Consider the following 22,267-nt stretch of genomic DNA (forward strand, 5'->3'; position numbering starts at 1 on the left):
TGGCTGGATCGATCGTGGTGCTGACGATGACGCTTCCCCTGATCTCTATCAGCGCTAGCCTCTTCGGTCGTGCCCGGAGATGATATGACTGCACCCTCATCCTGCCCAGGGACGATTGCCACCGATCTAAAGCGGCAACGGTCGCTTCGACCCAGTTGCGGACTTCCGTAGGTATCTTTGCCCTTCTCGAAAGCGGACGCTCGTTCATCGTGCCCGGTCGGCCCGCTGGCGGCTTCTACGTGGACGTAGTGTCACGAGTCGAACGTGCCTCGGAGATCACCCGTCAAGGTAGGCGGCGAGTTCCTCCGGGGTGCCGTCTGGAAAGGACGCGCGGAGCAGGTCGAGGAAGGCAGACACTCTGGCATTCAGCAGCCTGCGTGACGGATAGAGTGCCCAGAGCGCGATACTGGATCCCGCGACATCGCCCCAGCGTACCAGTCGCCCTGCGGCGATGTCGCGGCTGACCAGCGACAGTGGCAGCCGCGCGACGCCGGCCCCGGCGCGCACCGCGTCGCGGATCATGATCAGCGACGACAGGCGCAGCACCGGGTCGACCGTCAGAGTCGATGACCCCTCGGCAACGCTCAGGGTCCAAATGGTCGCGGCCTCGCTCCCGCGCACCACCGCCGGCACGATGCCGCCCTCTCGCCGCGGAACATCGGGATCGGCCACCACCACCAGTCGATCGTGCAGGAACGGGCGGCCGACCAGCGCATCGTCCGCTGCGGGGTCAACGCGGATCACGAGGTCTTAGCCCTCCTCAATCATGTCGACGGCGCGGTCGTCGGTGGTCGCCTCCAGCCGGACCTCCGCGTGCCGACGCGCGAACTCGGCGGCCAGACGGCCCATGGCCGTTTGCGAGAACAGGAGTGGCGCGCTGATGCGCAGCCGCCCCCGCACACGCTCGCTGCCCGACGCGATCGCCGTGGCGGTCTCTTCTAGCTCGGTCAGCAGCGCACCGGCGCGCTCGAACAGCGCGCGCCCTTCCTCGGTCAGCTTGAGATCACGCCGTCCCCGTTCGAACAGGCGCAGGTCGAGCGCTGCCTCCAGCTCCCCCACCCGCCGGGATAGCGTGGCCTTCGGCCGGCGCGTGACACGAGCCGCCTTTCCGAAGCCGCCATGCCGGGCAACGAGCGTGAAATCGGCGAGGGCGAGCAGGTCCATATCGTTCCACCGGTGAGACGGCGCGTCCAGAATGCGCGTCTATTTGCACGTCCTTGGATCACGCATCTTCGCCTCGTCAGCAAGACCCAGCGAAGGAGCCAATGCCATGACCATTCTCGTGATCGGAGCCACCGGCCGTGTCGGCCGCCACGTCGTCGACCAACTCGTCAGCCGCGATGCCGCTGTCCGGGTGCTCACCCGCGACCCCGCCAAGGCAAGTTTCCCCGCCGGCGTCGAGGTTGCGCAGGGCGAGCTGCTCGACATCGATGCGGTGCGTTCTGCCCTCGCTGGCGTTAGGACGCTGTTCCTCCTCAATGCCGTCACCGGAGACGAGTTCACCCAAGCGCTCATCACGCTCAACCTGGCGCGCGAGGCCGGGATCGAGCGTGTGGTGTACCTGTCGGTGTTTGAGGCCGACCTGGCCGTCAACGTGCCCCATTTCGCGGTGAAGTATGGCGCCGAGCGGATGCTGGAGGCGATGGGCTTCAGCGTCACCATTCTGCGGCCGACCTATTTCATCGACAACGAGGTCATGGTGAAGGACGTGATCCTGAACCATGGTGTCTATCCGATGCCGATCGGCGGCAAGGGCGTGGCGATGGTCGACGCGCGCGACATCGCCGAGGTCGCCGCGATCGAGCTAATGCGCCGCGACGCCGCCGACGCCGCGCTGCCGACCGAGACGATCAACGTCGTCGGGCCGGACACGCTGACCGGCGACGCGGTAGCCGCGATCTGGTCGGAGGTGCTCGGCCGCCCGATCGCCTATGGCGGCGACGATCCGAGTGGGTTCGAGGCCAACATGGCGACGTTCATGCCCAAATGGACCGCCTATGAGATGCGGTTGATGGCCGAGCGCTACGTCAGCGACGGCATGATCCCCGAGGACGGCGATCGCGAGCGCCTGACCGCGCTGCTGGGGCGGCCCCTTCACAGCTACCGCGAAATGGCCGCTCGGATTGCGGAAGCCTGACCTTCACCGACCCGTCCACCTGTTGCCGAGATCAGCCGGCGACAGGTGGACCCAAACCCGGCCACTCAACGCTCTTCGGGCGCTATCCGAAAACCGATATCGGTTCACGATCCAGGAGCGGGTCGCTCGCAGTCCGGTCACCGAACAAACTTTGTCGTACGTATATGGTCGGTGAAACGCCGACATGGCGCGAGAAGGCGACGCTGAAGGTACTGGCCGAGCTGTAGCCGACCTGCAGCGCGATCTCGGCGACGCTCAACTTGCCCTCCTCGAGCAATCGCTTGGCGAGCACCATGCGCCAATGAAGGAGGTATTCCATCGGCGCCATGCCGACAGTGCGGCGGAAACGCTCGAAAAAGGCCGAGCGCGACATCGCCGCGGCCTTGGCTAAGCCAGGCACGTCCCAAGCCGCGGCCGGACGTTCGTGGATGGCGCGCATGGCGGCGGCGACCCGCTCGTCACCAAGCCCGCGCAGCATGCCAGACGGGCAGTGCGGACCGGACGAGCGTAGCGCCTCGATGAAGAGCACCTCCATCAACCGGGCGAGAACCACCTCACGCCCCACCCGCTCGCACCGGGACTCCTCGACAGCGAGCTGGATCAGGGTCGTCAGGCGTGGCTCCCCGCGGGCGTGGATCAGCGACGGTAGCAACGACACGAGCAACGCGGCGTCGGGCGAGGCGAAGGCGCAGTGCCCGACGAGCATTCGGACATCGGGGTCGCCGACCTGGTCGCCGAGGCGGAAGACGTTAGGCCGTACCTCCACTGGCATGCTGTCGAGGCCGGTCGGGGGAGCGATGGCGATGCTGGACGATGTAAAGTCGTAAGCCGCCGGAATCAGCACGAAATCGCCAGGCTCGATCAGCAGCATTGCCTGACCTGGGACCTCGAGGCGCAGCGTGCCTTCGAGACCTGCGAAGAAAAAGGCGCGGCCGTCCTCCACCCGGCGCACGCGCCAGCAACCTGCCGCCTCGACGAACTTGGCATAGGAGAGGTCTGGCTGGAGCAGGCTGACTACCTGCGCGAGAGGATCGGTCAATTCTGGACGCTCGCTAAACAGATGCGGACGGTTGAACGTAGCATGTCTCAGCGAGGATGCCATCTGATGGCACCAACGACAGGAGCTAGCATGCCGACCATATTGATCACCGGGTGTTCGTCCGGCTTCGGGCTCGAGATCGCCCGCCACTTCGCCGCGCGCGACTGGGACGTCGTCGCCACGATGCGGACCCCGCGCGAGGATGTGCTGCCCGCGTCGGAGCGTGTGAGAGTGCTCCCGCTCGACGTGACGAGTGCCGACAGCATCGCCGCAGTCGTTGCGGCGGCGGGGTCGATCGACGTGCTCGTCAACAATGCCGGTATCGGCTTCCTGAACGCACTAGAGGGAACGCCGGCCGAGGCTGCCCGGCAAATCTTCGAGACCAACACGCTCGGCACCATTGCGATGATGCAGGCGGTGCTGCCGCAGATGCGCGAACGGCGCGACGGCGTCGTCGTCAACGTCACCTCTTCGGTGACGTACCGGCCGCTGCCGCTGCTGTCGGTCTACACGGCAAGCAAGGCAGCCGTGAACGCCTTCTCGGACAGTGTCGCAGTGGAGCTTGCGCCCTTTAATGTGCGCGTCCGGGTTGTTCTGCCGGGCCGGGCACCGACGACGCGTTTTGGCGAGAATGCCCGTGCGTTGATGACCGGCGGCTTTCCTGAACCTTACATGCCGTTGGTCGAGCAGGTGATGGCGGGCTGGCAGCAGGACACCGGACCGACCACCTCATCCGAGGACGTTGCGGAGGCAGTCTGGCGCGCGGTGACTGACATCAGCGCGCCGGCGCATCTGCCTGCGGGCGCCGACGCGATTGCTTGGTCGCAAGCAGGCTAGAGTGACCGACGGGCCCGCAGGCTTGCGGGCCCGCTTACAGCCAGCGACTGACCATGAGCACACCGGGTCGAGTTGCTTCGCGGCCGAACAGACCCACTTGCGGACGCTGAGACCAGCTGCTGCACTTTCTAGAAGCAGCCGTTCGTTCATCTCGCACACGCGAAGTGAACGAGCAGAAGCCTGTCTCACGCGTGATGATCTGCTTGGGGGAGCCGGATTGTCAAATGGAACGACATTATCCCGGAAGACTGAGCGGGCGCGCACGGGTGGCACGGACCCATTGTGAGACATCGGCGGTCAGTAGTTCGGCCGTTCGCCTGATCAAACGCCTCAGTCCATCAAAGCCTGGCGACTCGTCGGCGACGACGCGGCGCAACTCGGCCAGTTGCTTCGCCAGGGCGCCATTGCGCTCGGCCGCGCCGGCGAAGTCGCCCTGCATGCGGATGCCGTAGATGGCCGCCCCGATCGCCGGCAGCGCCGCGCTCAGCACCGTGACGCCGAGCGGCAGCGAGTGCTCGGCGCCCGGCTCGTGCGAGAAGGTCCAGACGACCTCAATGCCGAGGACGCCGGCGCAGACCAGCGCCGTGGTCGCGAACAGCGCGGCGCCGAGGCGATGGAGGCGATGCTCCAGACGCCGCATCCGCCCGGCCTCGCGCTCGACATAGCCGATCTGGTCGTTGAGCAGCGCCGCCAGGCTTAAGTGCGCCTCCGCCAGATAGGCGGCGTCGATCCGGGCGGAGGGCAGCCCCAGCCGACGCGCGATCCGGCGCCGTTCGCGCCCTGCGTCATCAGCGTCGTGCGCCTGTGCGCCGCGCAGGAACAGGTCTCCGAGCGACGCGGACACCGCCAGGCAGCGGAGCTGCTCTGCCAGCGTACGCTGCTGCAGCCAGCGGCCATGCCAGCCGGCGCGAGAGCCCCAGCTGGTGATGACCAGGATCATCGCGATCGACGCGAACTCGCCGGCGGCAAGCAGCGGTTTGACCGCGACCGGCACGACAAGCCCGAGCAGCGCCAGCGTGACCGCCAGCGCCGCGAGCGCAAAGCTGCTGACGAAGGCGCTGCGGAACAGCTGCGCGGCGAGGCTTGCCTCGCAATCTGCGGCGTCGAACCGCGGCCAGAGCTGCGCGTCGATCCGCGCCGGCATCGCTTCGGCTGTGACGGTGGCCGGCACCCGGCCGGCTGGTCGAGGACGCCGCAGATCGGCAAGTCGAAAGCGCCGGACACCCGTGAGTGCGAGCAGCAAGGGGTAGGCGACTGCGAAGAGCGGCGGAGCCGTCCGTGTGGCCTTCCGACCCCGAACCTTGCCACCGTTCACGGCCATTCCGTCGAGCCGCGTCAGCAACTGCGGGAGGTCCGCCAGGCTGCCGCGCGCGACCGTGTCGACCGCCTCCGGACCGGAATCATGCTCGTTCAGCCCGCTCCACAGCAGGACCGGCGGCCTGGACCGATCGGGGGACAGGATCAGCACCGGAATGGCGTGGCTGACCGCCTCCGCGACGATCTGGGCCGCGCCGCCGCGGCCGCGCGGCGGATCGCCGTCCCACACCGCGAGCAGGATATCGCACTGGGTCAGCACGACCCGACCGGCCCGCTCGTACGCGGCGGCCTCTCCGCCCGGCTCATCACGCCGGCCCGGCAGTTCGAGCACGTTGGTCGACCGATCCAGCCGCGTATGGAGGCCGGCCGCGGCGGCATCACCGAAATCGGCGGCATAATCGGCGCGGGCGAAGGGCAGCACCGTGTCGACCTGCCAGCCGCGGGCGAACGCGGCGTCAGCGGCGACCATGTCCGTTCCCTCGGCCAGGCTCCCGATCAGGCGGAACCTGCTGGTCGGGGACGCCGCCGCCAGCGCCGCCATTACCTCGTCGATACGCGCCCGCAGGTCCGCCATGTCGACCTCGGCGAGCCGGGGCGGCCGGTGTCCGGTGACGCCGACCGCGATCGGCGCGTCGTCGCTTTCCGCGGCGATCGCGCGGGACATCGGCGCATTCATCGCGGCCACCCGGTGCCGATCGCGCGTCCACCCAGGCGCTCCATTCTCCATCGACGCACGCGCTCAACCCCCATCTGCCCGGCTGTGACTACGGTAAGATCATCACCGGCCGCGGCCAAGCATTTAGCGGCCGCAAAGCCGCTATTCTTGCGGTGAAAGCAAGTCTAAGACGAAGCCGGGGAAAGATGGGGGCCGCGGTGACCGATCTGTTCGTGTCGTACAAGTCGGAGGATCGCGCGCGCGTCGCGCCGCTCGTCGCCGCGCTGGAAGCGGACGGCGTCGGGGTCTGGTGGGACGCCCATATCGGCGGCGGCACCGAATGGCGCGATTCGATCGAGCGCGAACTGAACGCCGCGCGCTGCGTGCTGGTGGTGTGGAGCGAGCGCTCGACGGGCCCCGGCGGCAGCTTCGTCCGCGATGAGGCGACGCGGGCGATGCGGCGCGGCGCCTACCTGCCCGTCCGCATCGACCCGGTCGAGCCGCCGCTCGGCTTCGGCGAGACGCAGGCCATGTCGCTGATCGGCTGGAGGGGCGACCGGACCGACCCGCACTACCAAGCGCTGTTGGCGGCGGTGGAGGCGGTGACCGCGGGCACGCCGCGGCCGATCCCGCCGGCATATCAGCCCAAGCGCGGCATCGACCGGCGGCTGGTGATCGGCGGCGGCGTCGCGGCGGTGGCCGCGCTCGGCGCAGGCGGCTGGTGGGCGTTCAATCGACAGAGCGCGCCGGGGGACAGCATCGCGGTGCTGCCGTTCGACAATCTGAGCGGCGATCCGGCGCAGGCCTATTTCTCCGATGGCATCGCCCAGGAGCTCCGTGACGCCCTCACCCGCATCGCCGGACTGAAGGTCGCGGGGCGTAGCTCGTCCGAGCTGATGCGCGACGCCGACGGCCCAACCGCCGCGGCCAAGCTAGGCGTCGCCACGATCCTGAGCGGCACCGTGCGCCGCGGCGCAGGGCTGATCCGGATCAATGCCGAGCTGGTCGACGGTATCACCGGGCTCGCCCGCTGGTCGCAGGCCTATGACCGCCCAATCGGCGATGCGCTGGCGATCCAGACTGGCATCGCCGAAAGCGTGGCCGGAGCGCTCAGCATCGCGCTCGGCAAGGCGCAGAAGGCGCTGCTGACGGCGGGCAGCACGACCAATCCGGCGGCGCAGGACGCGTTCCTCCGCGGCTCCGAGCTCGCGCGCAAGAACCAGATCGCGCCCGCGGTCGAGGAATATGCAGCGGCGATCGCCGCCGATCCGGCTTTTGGCAAGGCGTACGCGAGCAGGGCGGCTAACCGGGCGATCCTGGCGGGCACAAACTTCGGCGGAAACGCGCTGCGCGACGAGCTCGTTAGGGCTGAAGCCGATGCACGGCGGGCGATCGCGCTCGCGCCGGATCTCGGCCAGTCCTATTCGGCGCTCGCTCTTGTGCTGAAGACTCGTCTCAACCTCAACGGCGCTCGAAAGGCTTATGACGCGGCCTACGCCCGCTCTCCTGGCGATGCGATCGTCCTGCGTACCAGAGGCGACTTCCTGGCCCAGTTCGGCGACAGTGAAGCGATCAACCTTTACCAGCGCTCGGAGGCACTCGACCCGCTGCGCGCCCGAAACGCGGTGAATCGCGCTTCCATGCAGAATTATCTGGCGCGGTTCGACGATGCGATTGCCTCGGCGCAGAGCTTCCTGGCCGAGCATGCCGGCGATCCGCAGGGAAGCGCGGCGTTGGCGACCGCGCTTCTCGCCAAGGGTCGAGCAGGCGAAGCGCTGCAGGCGCTCGCGGTGCTTACTGCCGATGATCCCTTTCGATTGACGCTCGAGGCCGCGGCCTATTCGGCGACCGATCGCACCGCCTCCAATCGCTCGTTGGCGGCCCTGACCGAGAAGTATGGCTATAATGCTCAGTATCAGATCGCCCAGGTTCACGCCTGGCGTCGCGAGCCCGACCTCGCCTTCGCCGCCATTGGGCGCGCCTGGCACGGGCTCGACCCAGGGCTGAACGGTTTCAAGACCGACCCGTTGCTCGCGCCGATCCGGTCCGACCCGCGCTACGGCGAGTGGCTGCGCAGGATCGGGTTCGCCTGAGTAATGAGGGTCGAAGTCTATCTAACGCTGGTTATGATCGAAGGTCGTGAACGTTCGACCGCAGCGTGAAGCATCTCGGTAGACAGCTGGTTAGACCCGGATGCGGACGTTCGTCGCGGGTTGATCGCTCCCCGGAACCGGTCGTTGGTTCATGTCCGGCTGCGTGGCTGAACCTGGGCCAATTGCTGATTGGGTGGTTTGCGACAGCAGGTCGTGAAAGCGGACGGACCAGACGCCCTTCGACGGTCGAGTTAACGAGCAAACCCTCTGCGGATCGCTAGAGGGACCTTCGCTCCCGCAGCGATATCACCCGAACATTTTCCGGATCAATTCGCCTCCCTTGCAGCCGACTTTCATTGGCCATGATCAAGGCATGGTGTCACTATGTCACTGATGGCACTGAAGGACGACCTGCTCAAGAAAGGGTACCTACCTGAAAACCTGCCGCCGACGTTCGTGACGACGGCGATCGGTGCCGATCTCGCGGCGCGGAACGGTTGGCTCACCGACGGAAGGAATCCGGTCCGGTCGTCCCCGTTCAACGCCTCCAAGCGCGGAATGACGCGACGCGAGTTCTCATTCGTTCATCCATCTACGTCGCACGACCTCGCCCGTTTCGTCGCAGACCGCGAGGCGGAGCTGACGCACCATTTCGCGCTTTCGGACTTCAGCCTGTCAAAACCTGTCCACGATCCCGATATGGACAGGGCTGTTACGATCGCATCGCACTCGGAACTCGAAAGCGCCCGCCTCTCTCGCCTGGCCCGGTATCGCTTCGTCGCGCGGACGGACATCTCGCGGTTCTACCATACGATCTATACCCACTCGATACCCTGGGCCGTGCACGGACGGGCGGCCGCGAAGGCGGATCGCGCTCCCGCATCTACGAACTGCTATGCCAACCGTCTCGATTTGATCGTCCGAGCCGGACAGGACGGTCAGACGGTCGGCGTTCCGGTTGGACCGGACGCGTCGCGATATGTCGCTGAGGTAATCGGCACTGCGATCGATCAAGAATTTGTCCGACGCGGCGGGCGCCAGAATTGCGACCTAATCCGGCACGTCGACGACGTATGGATCGGCGCCGACACCCACGCCGCAGCCGAGGAGGCCCTGTGGCGATACAGGGAGGCCATCCGCTTCTTCGAGCTAGACATCAACGAAACGAAGACAGCGATCTATTCCGACAACTTCTCATTCTCGGATACCTGGCCGACCGACATAGCCGCCAAGTTCGAGTTCGCTAGCAAATCGCTTGATCGGCGAATTCCCGAGCGCCTTCGAGCAGCGCTCGAATATGCGTTCTCCCTCACCGCGAGAAATAGCGACGACGGAGTGCTCAAATACACCCTGCGCTACTTGGACCGGTCGAACCTCGCCGCCACTCAGTGGTCCGTCGCAGAGCCCTTCCTCAAGCGCGCTGCGGTGCATTTTGGCCATTCCATCGACTACGTCGCACGCATGATCGTCTGGCGCCATCTGGCGTTCCGCGACCTCGTCATCGCCGATTGGTCCCCGATTTTAGTGGCGATACTGGATCGGCACGGGCGCCTTGGAAACGACGGTGAGGTTTCGTGGGCGCTCTATGCCGCGATCCGGCTTGGGGTCGAGATCCCCATCAGCACGGCCAACTTTATAGCTCAGAATTGCAGCCCCCTAACCGTGATGGCACTTCTTTCCTGCGTGGAGCAGACGCTGGTCGCACCGGCCGTGTTCGAGACTGTCGCCGAAATAGTGGTGAACGAAACCGCGTCCGGACCCTATTGGCCGCTGCTTCTGGAATGGCGGTCGCGACAATGGCCCCGCAGCGCTAACCTGACGCTCGGGAACGAACTCATCGAAGATCTCGCACAGCAAGGTATCACGCTGTTCGCTCCCAATAGGCTTCCGAGCGTGTTCCAGGATCTCGACGAGAACGACTTCAGCTCAGTCGCGTTCGCCATCGAAGAGCGCTCAAGCCAATACGACGACGAGGAAGAAGAGGACGACCTCGACGGGGACGAGGATCAACCTTTCTGATCGGTGGCTTGTTTCCCCAACCCAGACCACGGCGATACCACGACAACTTGGATATTGACCGCCGGATACCGCTCAGTCCTGGAGGCATAGGAGATCGCAAATGGATGGCCGAGCGACGAGCGCGTGACGCGGTGGGCCGGGCGAAGACCGCTCGGAAACGCGGACTGGTGTGGTGGAGCGTCAGGTTCGCCCGGCGTGAGTCGACGCGTGTCGGGGAATACTGGCTATGCGTACTGGCACGTCTCGCTCGGTGTGCCCAACGCTCCGCCTAGACCTCTCGCCAATCCCCAGCTCGCCGTTAGTATGCTGCTGAGAAGGGGAAAGCATGCCGTATTGGGAGAACCGTCCTGCCAGCGCGTCCAACATTCGGCTCTACGTGCCTGGATCAAGCTGGCGAAAAGCTACGGACGAACCGCCGGTGGTCGACGGAGAGCAGCCTAAGTCCGGCGCCGCGGCCGGGATCTCGAGCGTACTGCTGAACGTCCTGAACGCGACACACGTAGTCGTCCTGACCGGAACCGGATCTTCGTTCGCCGCCGTTAACCCGCCGGAAGGGCTTTCGCCCGCGGGCATGTGGGAGGTCTGGGAGGCAGTCCGCGCGGCAACCGGAGACGAGGCCTTCAACGCCGTGGTCGCGACGTTCGGAGAGGCCCGCATCGGACAGAACATCGAGAGGCTCCTGTCGATGTGCCGCCTCTATCTTGAGCTCAAGGAGGCAGCGCCGCAAGGACAGCAGAACGAGGAGCGTCAGCGCATCGCAGCCTTCGCCGTCGCGGCGGAGACGGCGATCCTGAGTAGGGTCGACTTCGTCAACTCCGCGACGAACCTCGACGCCCATGCTGCCCTCATGCAGAAGATCGGTCGCCGGGGGGCGCGAAAGCCCCGCGCGAAGCTCTTCACGACCAACTACGATCTGTGCTTCGAGGAAGTGGCGAGGCGCTCACGCTTCATGCTCATCGACGGGTTCTCGCATACGCTGCAGCAGACCTACGACCGGCTCAATTTCGGACTGGACGTGGTCAGGCGCGATGGCGGCAGGGATAGTCCGGATTACGTCCAGAACGCCCTCCAGTTCTACAAACTGCACGGGTCCATCGACTGGCGCCGAGATGGCGGCGAAATCCTGCGCACGCGCAAGCAGGTCGGCAGTCCAGTCCTGATCTACCCGAGATCGAGCAAATATCAGGAGAGCTTCGACGCTCCTTACCTAGACATGCTGTCGTCGTTCCAGTCCGCCCTTCGGGAACCAGACACCGCCCTCCTCGTGTCCGGATTCGGCTTCAATGACGACCATATCAGCAGTCCGATCATGTCGGCGGTTGAATCCAACATGTCCCTCCGGCTCGTAATCTGCGATCCAGCATTCCTCGGCGACGAGACGCTGGAAGCTGACGGGCATGATATTCCCGCCGGCGCGCCGCCGGAGCACCGCTTCATCGCCTTCTTCAGAGCGCTAGCCGATGCCGGTGACGCCCGCATCCATCTGATGAACGGCCGCTTCGAGGACCTCACCTCCGCGCTTCCCGATCTAATCGGCGAGGACGACCGCGAGCGGCACGTCCAACGGATGCGCAGCTTTCGAGACGCGGCCGGAGGCAACCTGTGACGCTGACGAACCCCGTCGAAAGCGACCGCTATGTCGGCACCGTGACGCAGGTGACTGCGTCATACGTGCACGTGAACCTCCCCAACGCCGCGCCGGGACGCGAACAGCGCGGGACCTCACGCGGCGCGGTCGGCGACTTCGTGTTCGTAGACTGCGAGCGCTCATACATCCTCGGGCGCGTCGTCGAGACGCGCCTTCCTGACGGAGAGCGGCTGAGCGTCGAGCCCTTGATCGGAACCGATGGGGCGGTGAACCCGATCGGCAGAGTGCAACTCCTCGCTGCTGTCGAGCAGCAGTCGAACAAGCTGAAGCGCGGCGTCGTGCAGTTTCCGCGCATCGGTGACGGCGTCTATCTCGCCAAATCTCATCTGCTTGCCACGCTGATCAGGAACGCCGTGGCGGACGCGGACGACCTGACGCTTAGCATCGGAAGGATCGATGCCGCCGACGGCGTCGACGTCTGCCTGCCGCCGGACAAGCTGTTTGGTCGGCACTGCGGTGTGTTCGGCGCAACAGGCGGCGGCAAAAGTTGGACCGTCGCAACCCTTGTCGAGCAGCTGAAAGCGGCGGGCGGCAAGGCGATCGTCCTAGATCCGACGGGCGAGTTCGCCGACATGGATTGTGTGGATTCAGTCTACACGTTCGGAGAGTCCGACGGTCAGATCTTAGCGCACTTCCCCTACCAGCAGATGACCGAGGACGACCTCTTCTCGCTGTTTCGCCCGTCGGGCCAGAGCCAAGGACCGAAGCTACGCGAAGCCATCCGCAGTCTGAAGCTCGCCACGGCGGTTGGCGCTAACGTGCCGGAAGGCGTCACGGTCCATGAAGGTCTGATCGTGAAGGTCGCCAAACAGCGTGCCCCGTTCCAGAACGCTGTCCGCGCGAACGCGCAGCAGCTCCACGCTCCCGGGTGCGCCTTCGACATCCAGCGGTTGGCCGAGCAGATAAAACAGGAATGCGTGCAGGCGATGAGCAACCAGCACCCGAACTGCTACGGCAACGTCGATCATAGCACCCTAGCGCATTGCGAAACGCTAATTGCTCGGATTAACACACTGGTCGCGTCCCCTGAGCTGCAGTGCGTATTCGGCCAGCAAGGCGCATCACTCGTCGACGGGCTCCGCGCCTTCTTCGCCGACGAAACACGCGACGTTGCCGTCGTCTCGTTTAAGGAGGTGCGGTTCGAGCACAACACGCGTGAAATCCTGCTTAACGTCATCGGCAGGTTCTTGCTGGCCGAAGCAAGGCGCGGCAGCTTCCGTGAGGCACCAATGGTCGTCTTTCTCGACGAGGCGCACCAATTCCTCGGTCGCACGGTCGGCGACGAATACGCGTCAGTGAAGCTGGACGCGTTCGGCATCGTCGCTAAGGAAGGGCGGAAATACGGCCTCACTTGTGTACTCGCCACGCAACGCCCCCGAGACGTCCCGGCGGATGTCCTGAGCCAGCTTGGCACGCTCATCGTCCACCGTCTGACAAACGATCAAGATCGCGAGACCGTCGAACGTGCCTGTGGCGACCTCGATCGCGGCGCCGCGCAGTTCGTGCCAATGCTTGCGCCGGGCGAGGCCGTCGTGATCGGGCCCGAGCTACCCGCGCCGGTGCCGATCTTCGTCCGACGCCCCGCATCGCCTCCGGATTCTCGGGGTCCAGCGTTCCAGTCGTCATGGCTGCATCGACGCGACGCCAGACTGGCTGCGCAGGAACCCAATCAAGCCGTAGTCGAAGCACCACAGCCGATTGTCGCCGACTGAGGTCGGTTTGCCGCGTCGCCGGCGATTTTGGATGGCTAGCCTACTTGGAACTCGCGTCCCGTTGAACCTCAGCGATAATTCTCGCCGCCCTGCGATGCCCAAGCCGTTGTGCCTTTCGCAGATACTCGACCGCCTCCGCTTGAGTTTCGAGGTCGCGTGCGAGATGCACTCCGAGATTTAGCGCAATACTTGCGTCTTTATTGTCTAGCTCGGCTGCGCGCCGCAGTGCGGGAACGACCTCGCTCATCCTGCCAAGTGCTTCCAGGGAACAGGCGAGACCATACCAGACTTGGCCGTTATCCGGATACGTCTTCGAAAGATTGTCGAAAATCTCGCGGGCCTCCTCGTGCTCTTGGGCCATCCCATGCGCATTGGCCTTGATGTGCAAGAAAATCGCCGCGTCGGGACTGCGCTTGAGATTCTGACCAGTCTGATAGATGACCTCCCCGTAGCGCTCCTCCTGCATGAGCCGCTCCATGCGCTTTATGAACTCTTCGATCGGAAGCGCTCCTGTCTCATTGCGCTCCTGAACCGCTCTGGGGGCGGCCCGTGACTGCGTGGCGGACGGATCGAGAGGCACGCGTTCAAACGCGTTGGTTCCAGCGACTGGGCGAATTTCGAATAGGCTCACGGCGTTCGGCACATGAGACTCAAGCAACTCGATATAGTGGCGTCGCCGATCGTCGTGGCAACGCCAGCCGAATGTACACTCGGCGAGCTCTCCCGGCCAGTCGAACAGGCCTCCGAACGGCTCGACATACCGGACTTCAGCTTCATAGGTCCAGTGTGTCGACTTGGTTGAGATGACGCGTTGGAGCGTGGTGTCTTCGAACGCAATCTTCAGGCTCGAAGGGTACAAGCGACCATGCGCGTCGGCCGAGAACGCAGTCACGGTTCTGAGTCCGCGGTCGTCCATGTGCGGCAATGCATCTGAGTAGTGTACCGGCAGGCAATGGTTTGGATCGGAAAGCTTAGAGCCTGGTGCGGCGCGAAAGCCGAAGCAAAGACCATGATGCTGGTTCGCGTAATGCGCCCACATAAGCGGCTGAACGGGATCTCGTGACAGGCTGAAGATGCCGATCTCGACCAATTGTGCGTCGAGCCTGCCAAACAATGGCCGGACATCTGTCGGGGCGTGCCCTGTCTGCTCAAGCATGAAACGGATCCGTATCGCATCCTTGGCTTCCAGCGTCTCCGCAGCGCGGATCGCATCTAATATCAACTGTACCTCACCGCGGGTGGCTTTGAAGAAGGGCTCTCCCGAGCGCAGGGTCCGCCCAGCTTCCATAACGAACCCAGCGAGACCGGCTTGCGTCGCTTGCTCGACCTGCTCGTTGATCCAATCTCGGCTGAGATCGGCAATGGAGCATTCGAATGGATCGTTCAGCTGATGGGCGGTCGCAAGGAACACCTTGCGGTCTGTAAGGATGCTTTCCGTAAAGGGGCTGTCTCCCCGATACTTGTGATATACGCTCGTCGCATCCCCCATGCTATTCCCTCGACCACGGCAAGCGCCCCCGCCCTAGCTCTGTGCGTAGATTACTCTTCCAGTGGCGGGAAGGTTCTGTTCCGTTTTAGCAATGAGTTAGATCGGCCGGTTAGCTGCCGGTCTCGCCGTTCTTCACCATGCCATCTACTGGCCTAAATGCCGACGTGGCTGAAAACTCTTTTTGCAGAGGCCTACGTCCTTCGGAGCTTTTTTGGAGCAGGAAGTTCGATGCGACAAAGGATGAAAACATTCACCATCCGGAGCTTTGTGACACGACGGTCGCGGAAGGACTGCTTTTTTGCGCCGAAGAGAAAGCTGTCCGGCGGGGAACCTGCACAGTCAGCTGTTCTAGAGGCCGTAGTTAGCGAGATGGACGAACGACGGCTTTCAGATCGACGGCTTACCGTTCACACGACCGATATTGGGGCGCAGACCTGCCTGTCGGCTGAGCCTGAATCAACGGCAGCTTAGCGCTAGAGGCGCCAAGAACGGACGGGCAGCTTCCCACCAAACTTGCCGAGAAACCTGTTAACGCAAACCCATCCCCTCAACGTTCTACGATATATCTTCAAGGGGGCAACGAATTGAGCAAATTCGATATAGCTACACTGATCTGCTGCTCGACAACTGATTTTCAGCATACCAAAGTCGCGAAGTTGCGGTTCCTGGGCCTCAGGCGCTTGCCGCCAGGGCAGACGTAGCTGTCATCGCCATGGTCGTAGGTGAGTGCATCGCGCTCGAACGTGCCGTCGCGGCGGGCGGACTTGTCGAACACCGGGATGTGCGGCTGGATGTCGCGCTCATGGACCAGCCAGGCCAGCATCTCCGCCGAGCCGAAAGCGATGTCGGCGGCCAGCCGCTCGGGCCAGACGCCGAAGCGGTCCTGCACCCGCGCGATCATGCGCTTGCACGCGGTCACCTCGGCCTGACCCACCGCGGTGCTCGCCTCCACGTCCATGATGACGGCGTGGTCGAGGTCGATAAGCTAGTTGGTCGAGTAGGCATAGAAGGCCGGCCCGTGATGCGCGCTGGTCCAGCGCGCTGCCGGATTGGCCGGCGCCAGATACTTCGGCATCACCGGTGTCGCTGCACCAAATGCGGCATCGTCGAGCACGGCCAGATACTCGCGTACCGCACGGCTGTCGGCGTCCGGTGCCAAGCCGTCGCTGCCCGGGCCGCCGGTCTGGCGATTGGCATCGGCGCGGATGAGGCTGGCGTCGACCGCAAACCCTTCGCCGCCCACCAAACCCTCGGCCATGCATCGCGCGACCGTCGTCTCGAACAACCGGCGCAACAGGTCGCTGTCGCGGAAGCGCCCGTGCCGGTTCTTCGAGAAGGTCGACTGGTCGGGCACGGCGCCGTCCAATCCCAGCCGGCAGAACCAGCGATAGGCCAGGTTCAGATGCACCTCGTCGCACAGCCGGCGCTCGGAACGGATGCCCATGCAATAGCCGATGACGAGCATCCGGATCATTAGCTCCGGGTCGATCGATGGCCGTCCCGTCTCGCTGTAGAAGGGCTTCAGATGTTCACGGATACCCGACAGGTCCACGAACCGGTCGATCGAGCGAAGCAGATGGTCCCCCGGTACGTGCCGCTCCAGGCTGAAGCTGTAGAACAGCGCCTCCTGCGCCACTGTCCGCTCGCCCATCATCGGCCCGTCTCCGCTTGCCTTGCAGAGATTGAATTAGACTACCGACACCACTTCAAGCCGGCCTTCTTCAACACAATCGCCCAGTTACGGACGTTCAGCGCACCGGAGCTGGTGAGTAAATCAGCGCTTTGCTCCACCTTCATTCTCCCACGAAGCGTCTTCGGCCTCAGCTTCCAAGCGTGATCGATGCTTGACGCCACGTTCTGCGTCGCTCTCGAAGCGGTTGTGGGGATAAGTCGATTTGGAAAGCAGCTTGCCGTAAGCCAGCGCAAGAGCCTTATGTACCAAACGCGCTGATCGCGATTTCGCGCTCTCTGCACGATGTAGCTCTTCCTGCTCTCGACGCAGTAGGTAATTGATCGTCATCTCTAGCCTCCTGCCGCCACCGCTATCCTTGCAGTGAGCGGCTCACGATTGAGCCCTCACCATCTCGGGCCGGCATGTCTGACCACATCGAGTAGGCGTGAGAGATCGCCGATCTGCTCGGCACCAAACTCTCGAAGTGGCACTGACCAGCCGGGCAGCTGAACTGCGCTCTCGCACCTGATTGTAGCGGCACCCCGTCCGGATGCTGTCTTGAGCCTTCCCCATTGATGCACGCATTGGGAGAGGGTCGCTCCACCCATGCCATTCCCGACTGCGGCGCTACTCCAAGGAATCTGAGCCGCAGTTCTGGCGGTGGATGCGACATCGACCGTCACGAGCGCACCGACAAGGCGGCGCGCTAACACGTACGCGGTGCCTATAGGCCTATCCTCCATAGAGAGCGTCCGAACGACGGGCCTGCCACAGGTTACGTTTCACCTGCGATAAAAGCACCCGTGCGCCGAAGGCCTGTCGTAGCGCAGATGCGCCGGACATATTCATCAGAACCACGTGTGTTCCGCGCGTTGCGAGTGGCTCGATTGAACTGATGGCGATGCCCATGGCGGCGCATCGTGTAGTGACGTCGGTGGGGGTCGCGTCGATGTTGACCGCGCGAGACTCGATCCGGTCCGTGTCTGTGACGGTCTGTCCGCGCCCGATCACTTGAGCGAATCCTTGCTCGGGCCAACAGGCCGCCCGACTGCGTAGGCGTCCGGCATCTGGAGCATCACTGTTGCCGGATCGGGAGAAACCAGGGGTGGAGCCACAGCCATCAAACGGACCGGCGCAGCCATCGAAAACTGAGGATACGCAGCTGTGTTATGGACATTGCTCATGGCAGATACCTAACTCTGCAAGCGAGAGGTTAACCTCTCTGCCAATCGCGTGCTCACGGAAGGATCACAATTGATGAAGCTAATATGGGAGCGCCTCGCCTGCTAAGCCAGAGGCGAACTAAAATATATATGGCCGCGTTTTAGCGTCGAGCAAATCGCATTAACTAAGATTGACGTCCACCGTTAGTTTTCCACTATCCACTAGAATTGAGGACTATGATTCAATGGTGACTCACTTAGCAAACGTTTTAGGGTCGAACATTAACGCGACGTCACGCGTTACTAGACAGCAGAAAGCCGTTTTCCGACCAGTAGCATGGCAGCGGTCTGCTGTTGACGCTGTATGACTTACGTAATGCGAGAGGACCGACCATGATCCAGAACGACAAGCCTGAGGACACTCAAGCCGAACCTGCTGGTTCCACCGGTGGCGAGGACGACAGCAGCACTGAGCGCAACGGTGATGACAGTCACCTGCATGAAGATCAGAAGGCGCCGTCTTTCCCGTCGGCTGAGAAAAACGACCCGAAGCGCAGAGGTGGCTCTGCCGCAGATACCGAGACCAAGACGCAGGACTTGGCAAAAGCCGGCCGTGACATTGATCCGAACAAAGGCGGCGATTGACCAGCTTTAAGCCAGATAGATGTCCGGTTTCCACCAACAGCGGACATCGGGTGCGGGACGGCAGCGAACGTCCGCTTTCGCTTAACATCGGACACTCAGCCGCAGATCATCGTTCGTTCGAGCGAGTGCGACTGCTGTTCTCGCTACCCTCAGCCGGCAGACCATCATCGTAGCGATCTCAGCGGCAATCTTTCGCGAGCATGTTGATCTATGTTCTGATGGGTGGCGCCCAGACGGTTATGGTGCGTGCCTGCCTCATCCATGCCAAACGGTAGCATATGCTTCAGATCTCCTACCTGAGCACAGCCGCCGATGCCGATGTAGATCTGACGCCATTGTGCGAGGAGGGCACTGTCAAACCAAGTGCACCCGCTGGTAATTGAGCGCGGCTAGACCCGTGGCATGCCCCGCCCCCGTAAGCCAGCCAGTCCGTTCCGCTACTTCAATTCGTCGCCGGAGGTGATCCGGCTGGTAGTGCTCATGTACGTGCGCTTTCCGCTCAGCTTGCGGAACGTAGAAGACCTGCTGTTCGAGCGCGGGATAGACCTCTGCCATGAGACGGTGAGGCTGTGGTGGAACAGGTTCGGTCCGATGTTCGCAGGCGACATCCGCCGGGCACGGGTGAGCCGCATGCGCGGGTACCGGCACTGGCGCTGGCACCTGGACGAAATGTACGTGAAGCTGAACGGCGAGATGGTGTACCTGTGGCATGCCGTCGATCACGAGGGCGAGGTGCTAGAGAGCTTCGTTACGAGATCACGCGACAAGCAGGCGGCGCTCACCTTCATGAAGAAGGCGCTCAAGCGCCACGGCTCGCCTGAGGCGATCACCACCGACGGTCTGCGCAGCTACGGCGCTGCCATGGACGAGCTCGGCTGTCGTGATCGTCAGGAGGTGGGTCGCTGGGCCAACGACCGGGTCGAGAACGCACACCTGCCGTTCCGACGACGAGAGCGAGCGATGCTCCGGTTCAGGCAGATGAAGAGCTTACAGAAGTTTGCCTCCGTTCACGCCAACGTCCACAACCACTTCAGCCTCGAACGCCACCTCACCGACCGACAGACCTACAAGGAACGACGCTCGGCAGCGCTTGCCGAGTGGCAGGTCCTCGCGAGCTAGCCCCTGCCCTTCGAAGCCAAACTGCTGTCGATCGAAGACGAGTTCGCATTAGACTGACAGCACCTGCTCTATGGCTCCCTGCGCGAGCGGTCCTTCTCACGCCTCGCGGTCGAGGAGGCTGCCCGGCTACTCCAGTTGTTTGGCGCAGAAACGCGCATCTTCGATCCACGCGACCTCCCGCTGCCCGATCAGGTGCCCGGCGACGACCACTCCGCGGTCCACGAGCTTCGCGAGCATGCGCTCTGGTCCGAGGGCATGGTCTGGTGCAGCCCCGAGCGGCACGGTCAGATCACTGGCATTATGAAGGCGCAGATTGACCACCTCCCGCTCGAGATGAAGGGCATGCGTCCCACCCAAGGGCGCTCGCTCGCCGTCATGCAAGTGTCCGGCGGCTCGCAGTCGTTCAACGCGGTCAACACGCTGCGCCTGCTCGGCCGCTGGATGCGGATGTTCACGATCCCGAACCAGTCGTCGGTCGCGATGGCCTATAAGGAGTTCGACGAAGCCGGACGCATGAAGCCGTCCGCCTATTACGACCGGATCGTTGACGTGATGGAAGAATTGGTTCGCTTCACCGTTTTGCTTCGCCCACACGCTACACAGCTGGTGGACCGGTATTCCGAACGAAAGTCAGTCGGCATCACCAACGCACAGGACGACTACTCCGCGATCGCGATCAGGTCGCAGCCGGTTGCGACGTCGTGACATACGTCGCCGTGTTGACCCAATCAGAGACGTTCGACAGAACGAGACCGCTTCCCAACTTTGGACGCTTGTTCAGCCAGACATATGCTTGAAGTCGCCGGAGCATCCGCCGTCCGCCAGTGATAGGCTCGACAGGATCAACCCGACGAGGCTGTGAACACGCCTCATCTGACACCGGAACTTCGAGTTCACCTCGAACATTCGTCCACGTGACAGGGGTGCTTTCCGCGCCTGATCGGCTGGTGCTAGAGCCCGTGGGCCGACCATCATGAAAGTACGGCGCATGGGATTGCCTCGCACGAAGGTTGAGCATGGCGGCCTGATCCTCTTCCTGGTGGCGATTACCATCGCGCTGACGCTGGTCGTATCAGGGTTCATCGGCGCGCTGCTCTGGGCGGCACTGGCGGCGCTCATGTTCCAGCCGCTGTTCCAGCGCCTGCTGACGCGCTGGCCCGGACGTCGCAACCGGGCGGCGCTGATTACCCTACTCGTCATCGTCGTAGCAGTGATCATCCCGGCGCTGATCATCGCTGGGCTGGTGGTGGATCAGGGCACGGATGTCTACCAGCAGATTCGCTCCGGTCGCATCAACTTCGCCACCTATTTTCAGCAGGTCCACGACGCCCTCCCGCTGCGATTGAGCGCCCTGCTCGACAGGTCGGGCCTCGACAACCTGGAGCGTGTGCAGGCCCGGCTCGGCCAGGCGCTCAGCGGCAGCGCCAGCATCCTCGCGCGGCGCGCTTTATCGATCGGTGCCAGCGCCGGCGTCTTCCTGCTGGCGTTCGGCGTCGGCCTTTACGTCACCTTTTTCCTGCTGCGCGATGGCGACGAGATCGGGCCGGCCGTGGTGCGGGCGCTCCCGCTCGAACCACCGGTGGCGGAGCGGTTGTCCGCCAAGTTCGTGTCCGTGGTTCGAGCCACCATCAAGGGATCGGGGGTCGTCGCCATCGTACAGGGAGCGCTCGGCACGATCACCTTCTGGATCGTGGGCCTGCCGGCGGCGCTGCTCTGGGGTTTGCTTATGACGATCGCGGCACTGCTTCCCGCAGTGGGCCCGGCGATCATCTGGGGACCGGTGGCGATGTACCTCTTCGCCACGGGCGCGATCTGGCAGGCGGTAGTGGTGATTTTATCGGGTGTCTTGGTGATCGGGCTGGCGGACAACATCCTGCGCCCGATCCTCGTCGGACGCGACACTGGAATCCCGGACTGGCTGGTGCTGGTGACGACGCTCGGCGGCATCGACCTCGTCGGCCTGTCGGGCATCGTAGTCGGCCCGGCGGCGGCTGCGCTGTTCATCACCGGCTGGCAGATCCTCACCGAGCAGCGGCTCGGCCCCGATCCGGAGCGGAGCGCGCGTGCGCCCGAGGCGCCGACGCCGTGACGGCAGCGCCGGCGCTCAGCAGACAAACGGAACAAGCCCGGGACCAGTCGTACAAGCATGAACTCGACGACATAGTCGGCACGGACAAGTGCCGGGCTGCCTTGCTGGAGGAGATCATCGACAAAGTCGAAGGTCTGGACGTCGCCGGCCCTGAACGACTGATCAGTCGGCTGCTGAGACCCAACTTCAGCCGTTCAAGCCACCGCAAGCGCTACGCAGAAGCGGACGTTCGTTCACCTGTCTTCGGCAGTGGCGTTACGCTTGGCTGCCAACTTCTATCTCATCCAACCGGAGCGTGAGTGCTCTGCTGGGCAGATGAATGCTCAGCCTCTTCCGCTCATCGTCACTGTAACGAGCGGCCTTGATGAAGAGGTCACGTATCGCTGCTCTGCCAACAACCCTGTCACCGCCTAACCAACCACTGCCAAGCGCGACTTCCGGTGCTAGTATCAGGAGGCCATAAACGTCAGGTGCGATATGGTCGGTTATAACGCCGTCGTCCTTGTGTAGCGATTTGACCCTGCCACTTACGCTCGGAATCTTCGCTTGGCGAGCAGCCGGCACTCACCTCATTACGGCGCTTCAGGTCACCTCCAGCTGACCAAGGTCTCTCAGTCGTTCGATGATGGCCAG

The 22,267-nt window shown here is 63.7% G+C and carries 14 protein-coding genes and 3 pseudogenes; 11 read left to right on the forward strand and 6 right to left on the reverse strand.

Annotated features, from left to right (window positions below; translation table 11 throughout):
• Nucleotides 1-276 precede the first annotated feature (276 nt).
• Nucleotides 277-1,164 (reverse strand): annotated as a pseudogene (locus tag CRO12_RS01835) (LysR family transcriptional regulator).
• Nucleotides 1,165-1,270: 106 nt separating this feature from the next.
• Here CRO12_RS01835 and CRO12_RS01840 point away from each other — a divergent pair.
• Nucleotides 1,271-2,137: an SDR family oxidoreductase gene (locus tag CRO12_RS01840; RefSeq protein WP_097062319.1), complete on the forward strand. Its 867-nt coding sequence runs from the start codon at nt 1,271-1,273 to the stop codon at nt 2,135-2,137.
• 82 nt (nt 2,138-2,219) lie between these two features.
• On the opposite strand, the gene CRO12_RS01845 is transcribed toward CRO12_RS01840, so the two are convergent.
• Nucleotides 2,220-3,239, reverse strand: coding sequence for a helix-turn-helix transcriptional regulator (locus CRO12_RS01845; RefSeq protein ID WP_097062320.1), 1,020 nt, complete (start codon nt 3,237-3,239; stop codon nt 2,220-2,222).
• A gap of 27 nt (nt 3,240-3,266) precedes the next feature.
• Between CRO12_RS01845 and CRO12_RS01850 the strand changes: the two genes are divergently transcribed.
• On the forward strand, nt 3,267-4,013 hold the full coding sequence (locus CRO12_RS01850; RefSeq protein ID WP_097062321.1) for an SDR family oxidoreductase: 747 nt from the start codon (nt 3,267-3,269) through the stop codon (nt 4,011-4,013).
• A gap of 235 nt (nt 4,014-4,248) precedes the next feature.
• Here CRO12_RS01850 and CRO12_RS01855 read toward each other — a convergent pair whose 3' ends face one another.
• Nucleotides 4,249-6,015 (reverse strand): hypothetical protein, encoded by a 1,767-nt coding sequence (locus tag CRO12_RS01855; protein ID WP_097062322.1) that lies wholly within the window; start codon nt 6,013-6,015, stop codon nt 4,249-4,251.
• Between the two features lie 188 nt (nt 6,016-6,203).
• Between CRO12_RS01855 and CRO12_RS01860 the strand changes: the two genes are divergently transcribed.
• The 4 genes from CRO12_RS01860 (at nt 6,204) to CRO12_RS01875 (ending at nt 13,457) form a co-directional block, all read left to right on the forward strand.
• Entirely contained in the window at nt 6,204-8,078 is a 1,875-nt protein-coding gene (locus CRO12_RS01860; protein WP_179640811.1) for a TIR domain-containing protein, read from the forward strand.
• Between the two features lie 393 nt (nt 8,079-8,471).
• A complete protein-coding gene (locus CRO12_RS01865) occupies nt 8,472-10,097 on the forward strand; it encodes an RNA-directed DNA polymerase (RefSeq protein WP_097062324.1) in 1,626 nt (541 codons plus the stop codon).
• Nucleotides 10,098-10,422: 325 nt separating this feature from the next.
• The gene (locus CRO12_RS01870; RefSeq protein WP_097062325.1) at nt 10,423-11,703 is read left to right on the forward strand and encodes an SIR2 family protein; all 1,281 of its coding nucleotides are present in this window, start codon (nt 10,423-10,425) and stop codon (nt 11,701-11,703) included.
• Nucleotides 11,700-13,457 carry an ATP-binding protein gene (locus tag CRO12_RS01875; RefSeq protein WP_097062326.1) on the forward strand — a complete coding sequence of 586 codons (1,758 nt, stop codon included), beginning with the start codon at nt 11,700-11,702 and terminating at the stop codon, nt 13,455-13,457. Before CRO12_RS01870 ends, CRO12_RS01875 begins: the two co-directional genes overlap by 4 nt.
• Before the next feature lie 40 nt (nt 13,458-13,497).
• Here the strand turns inward: CRO12_RS01875 and CRO12_RS01880 are convergent, their stop codons facing one another.
• The 3 genes and pseudogenes from CRO12_RS01880 to CRO12_RS17585 form a co-directional block, all read right to left on the reverse strand.
• Complete coding sequence (locus CRO12_RS01880) at nt 13,498-14,946, reverse strand: DUF2971 domain-containing protein (RefSeq protein ID WP_097062327.1); 1,449 nt, start codon at nt 14,944-14,946, stop codon at nt 13,498-13,500.
• A 646-nt stretch (nt 14,947-15,592) separates the two neighbouring features.
• Nucleotides 15,593-16,600, reverse strand: a pseudogene (locus tag CRO12_RS01885) (transposase); the annotation flags it as partial.
• Between the two features lie 120 nt (nt 16,601-16,720).
• Nucleotides 16,721-16,966, reverse strand: coding sequence for a hypothetical protein (locus CRO12_RS17585; protein WP_144033496.1), 246 nt, complete (start codon nt 16,964-16,966; stop codon nt 16,721-16,723).
• Between the two features lie 1,208 nt (nt 16,967-18,174).
• Here CRO12_RS17585 and CRO12_RS17590 point away from each other — a divergent pair.
• The 5 genes and pseudogenes from CRO12_RS17590 (at nt 18,175) to CRO12_RS17595 (ending at nt 21,933) form a co-directional block, all read left to right on the forward strand.
• Nucleotides 18,175-18,426 (forward strand): hypothetical protein, encoded by a 252-nt coding sequence (locus tag CRO12_RS17590; RefSeq protein ID WP_144033497.1) that lies wholly within the window; start codon nt 18,175-18,177, stop codon nt 18,424-18,426.
• Nucleotides 18,427-18,828: 402 nt separating this feature from the next.
• Nucleotides 18,829-19,545: an IS6 family transposase gene (locus tag CRO12_RS01890; RefSeq protein WP_097062328.1), complete on the forward strand. Its 717-nt coding sequence runs from the start codon at nt 18,829-18,831 to the stop codon at nt 19,543-19,545.
• 63 nt (nt 19,546-19,608) lie between these two features.
• A pseudogene (arsH, locus tag CRO12_RS01895) lies at nt 19,609-20,250 on the forward strand (arsenical resistance protein ArsH); the annotation flags it as partial.
• A 283-nt stretch (nt 20,251-20,533) separates the two neighbouring features.
• Complete coding sequence (locus CRO12_RS01900; protein ID WP_097062329.1) at nt 20,534-21,634, forward strand: AI-2E family transporter; 1,101 nt, start codon at nt 20,534-20,536, stop codon at nt 21,632-21,634.
• The gene (locus tag CRO12_RS17595) at nt 21,631-21,933 is read left to right on the forward strand and encodes a hypothetical protein (RefSeq protein WP_144033498.1); all 303 of its coding nucleotides are present in this window, start codon (nt 21,631-21,633) and stop codon (nt 21,931-21,933) included. Before CRO12_RS01900 ends, CRO12_RS17595 begins: the two co-directional genes overlap by 4 nt.
• The last annotated feature ends 334 nt before the right edge of the window (nt 21,934-22,267 follow it).

Source organism: Sphingomonas guangdongensis (assembly GCF_900199185.1).
GTDB classification, from domain to species: domain Bacteria; phylum Pseudomonadota; class Alphaproteobacteria; order Sphingomonadales; family Sphingomonadaceae; genus Sphingomonas; species Sphingomonas guangdongensis.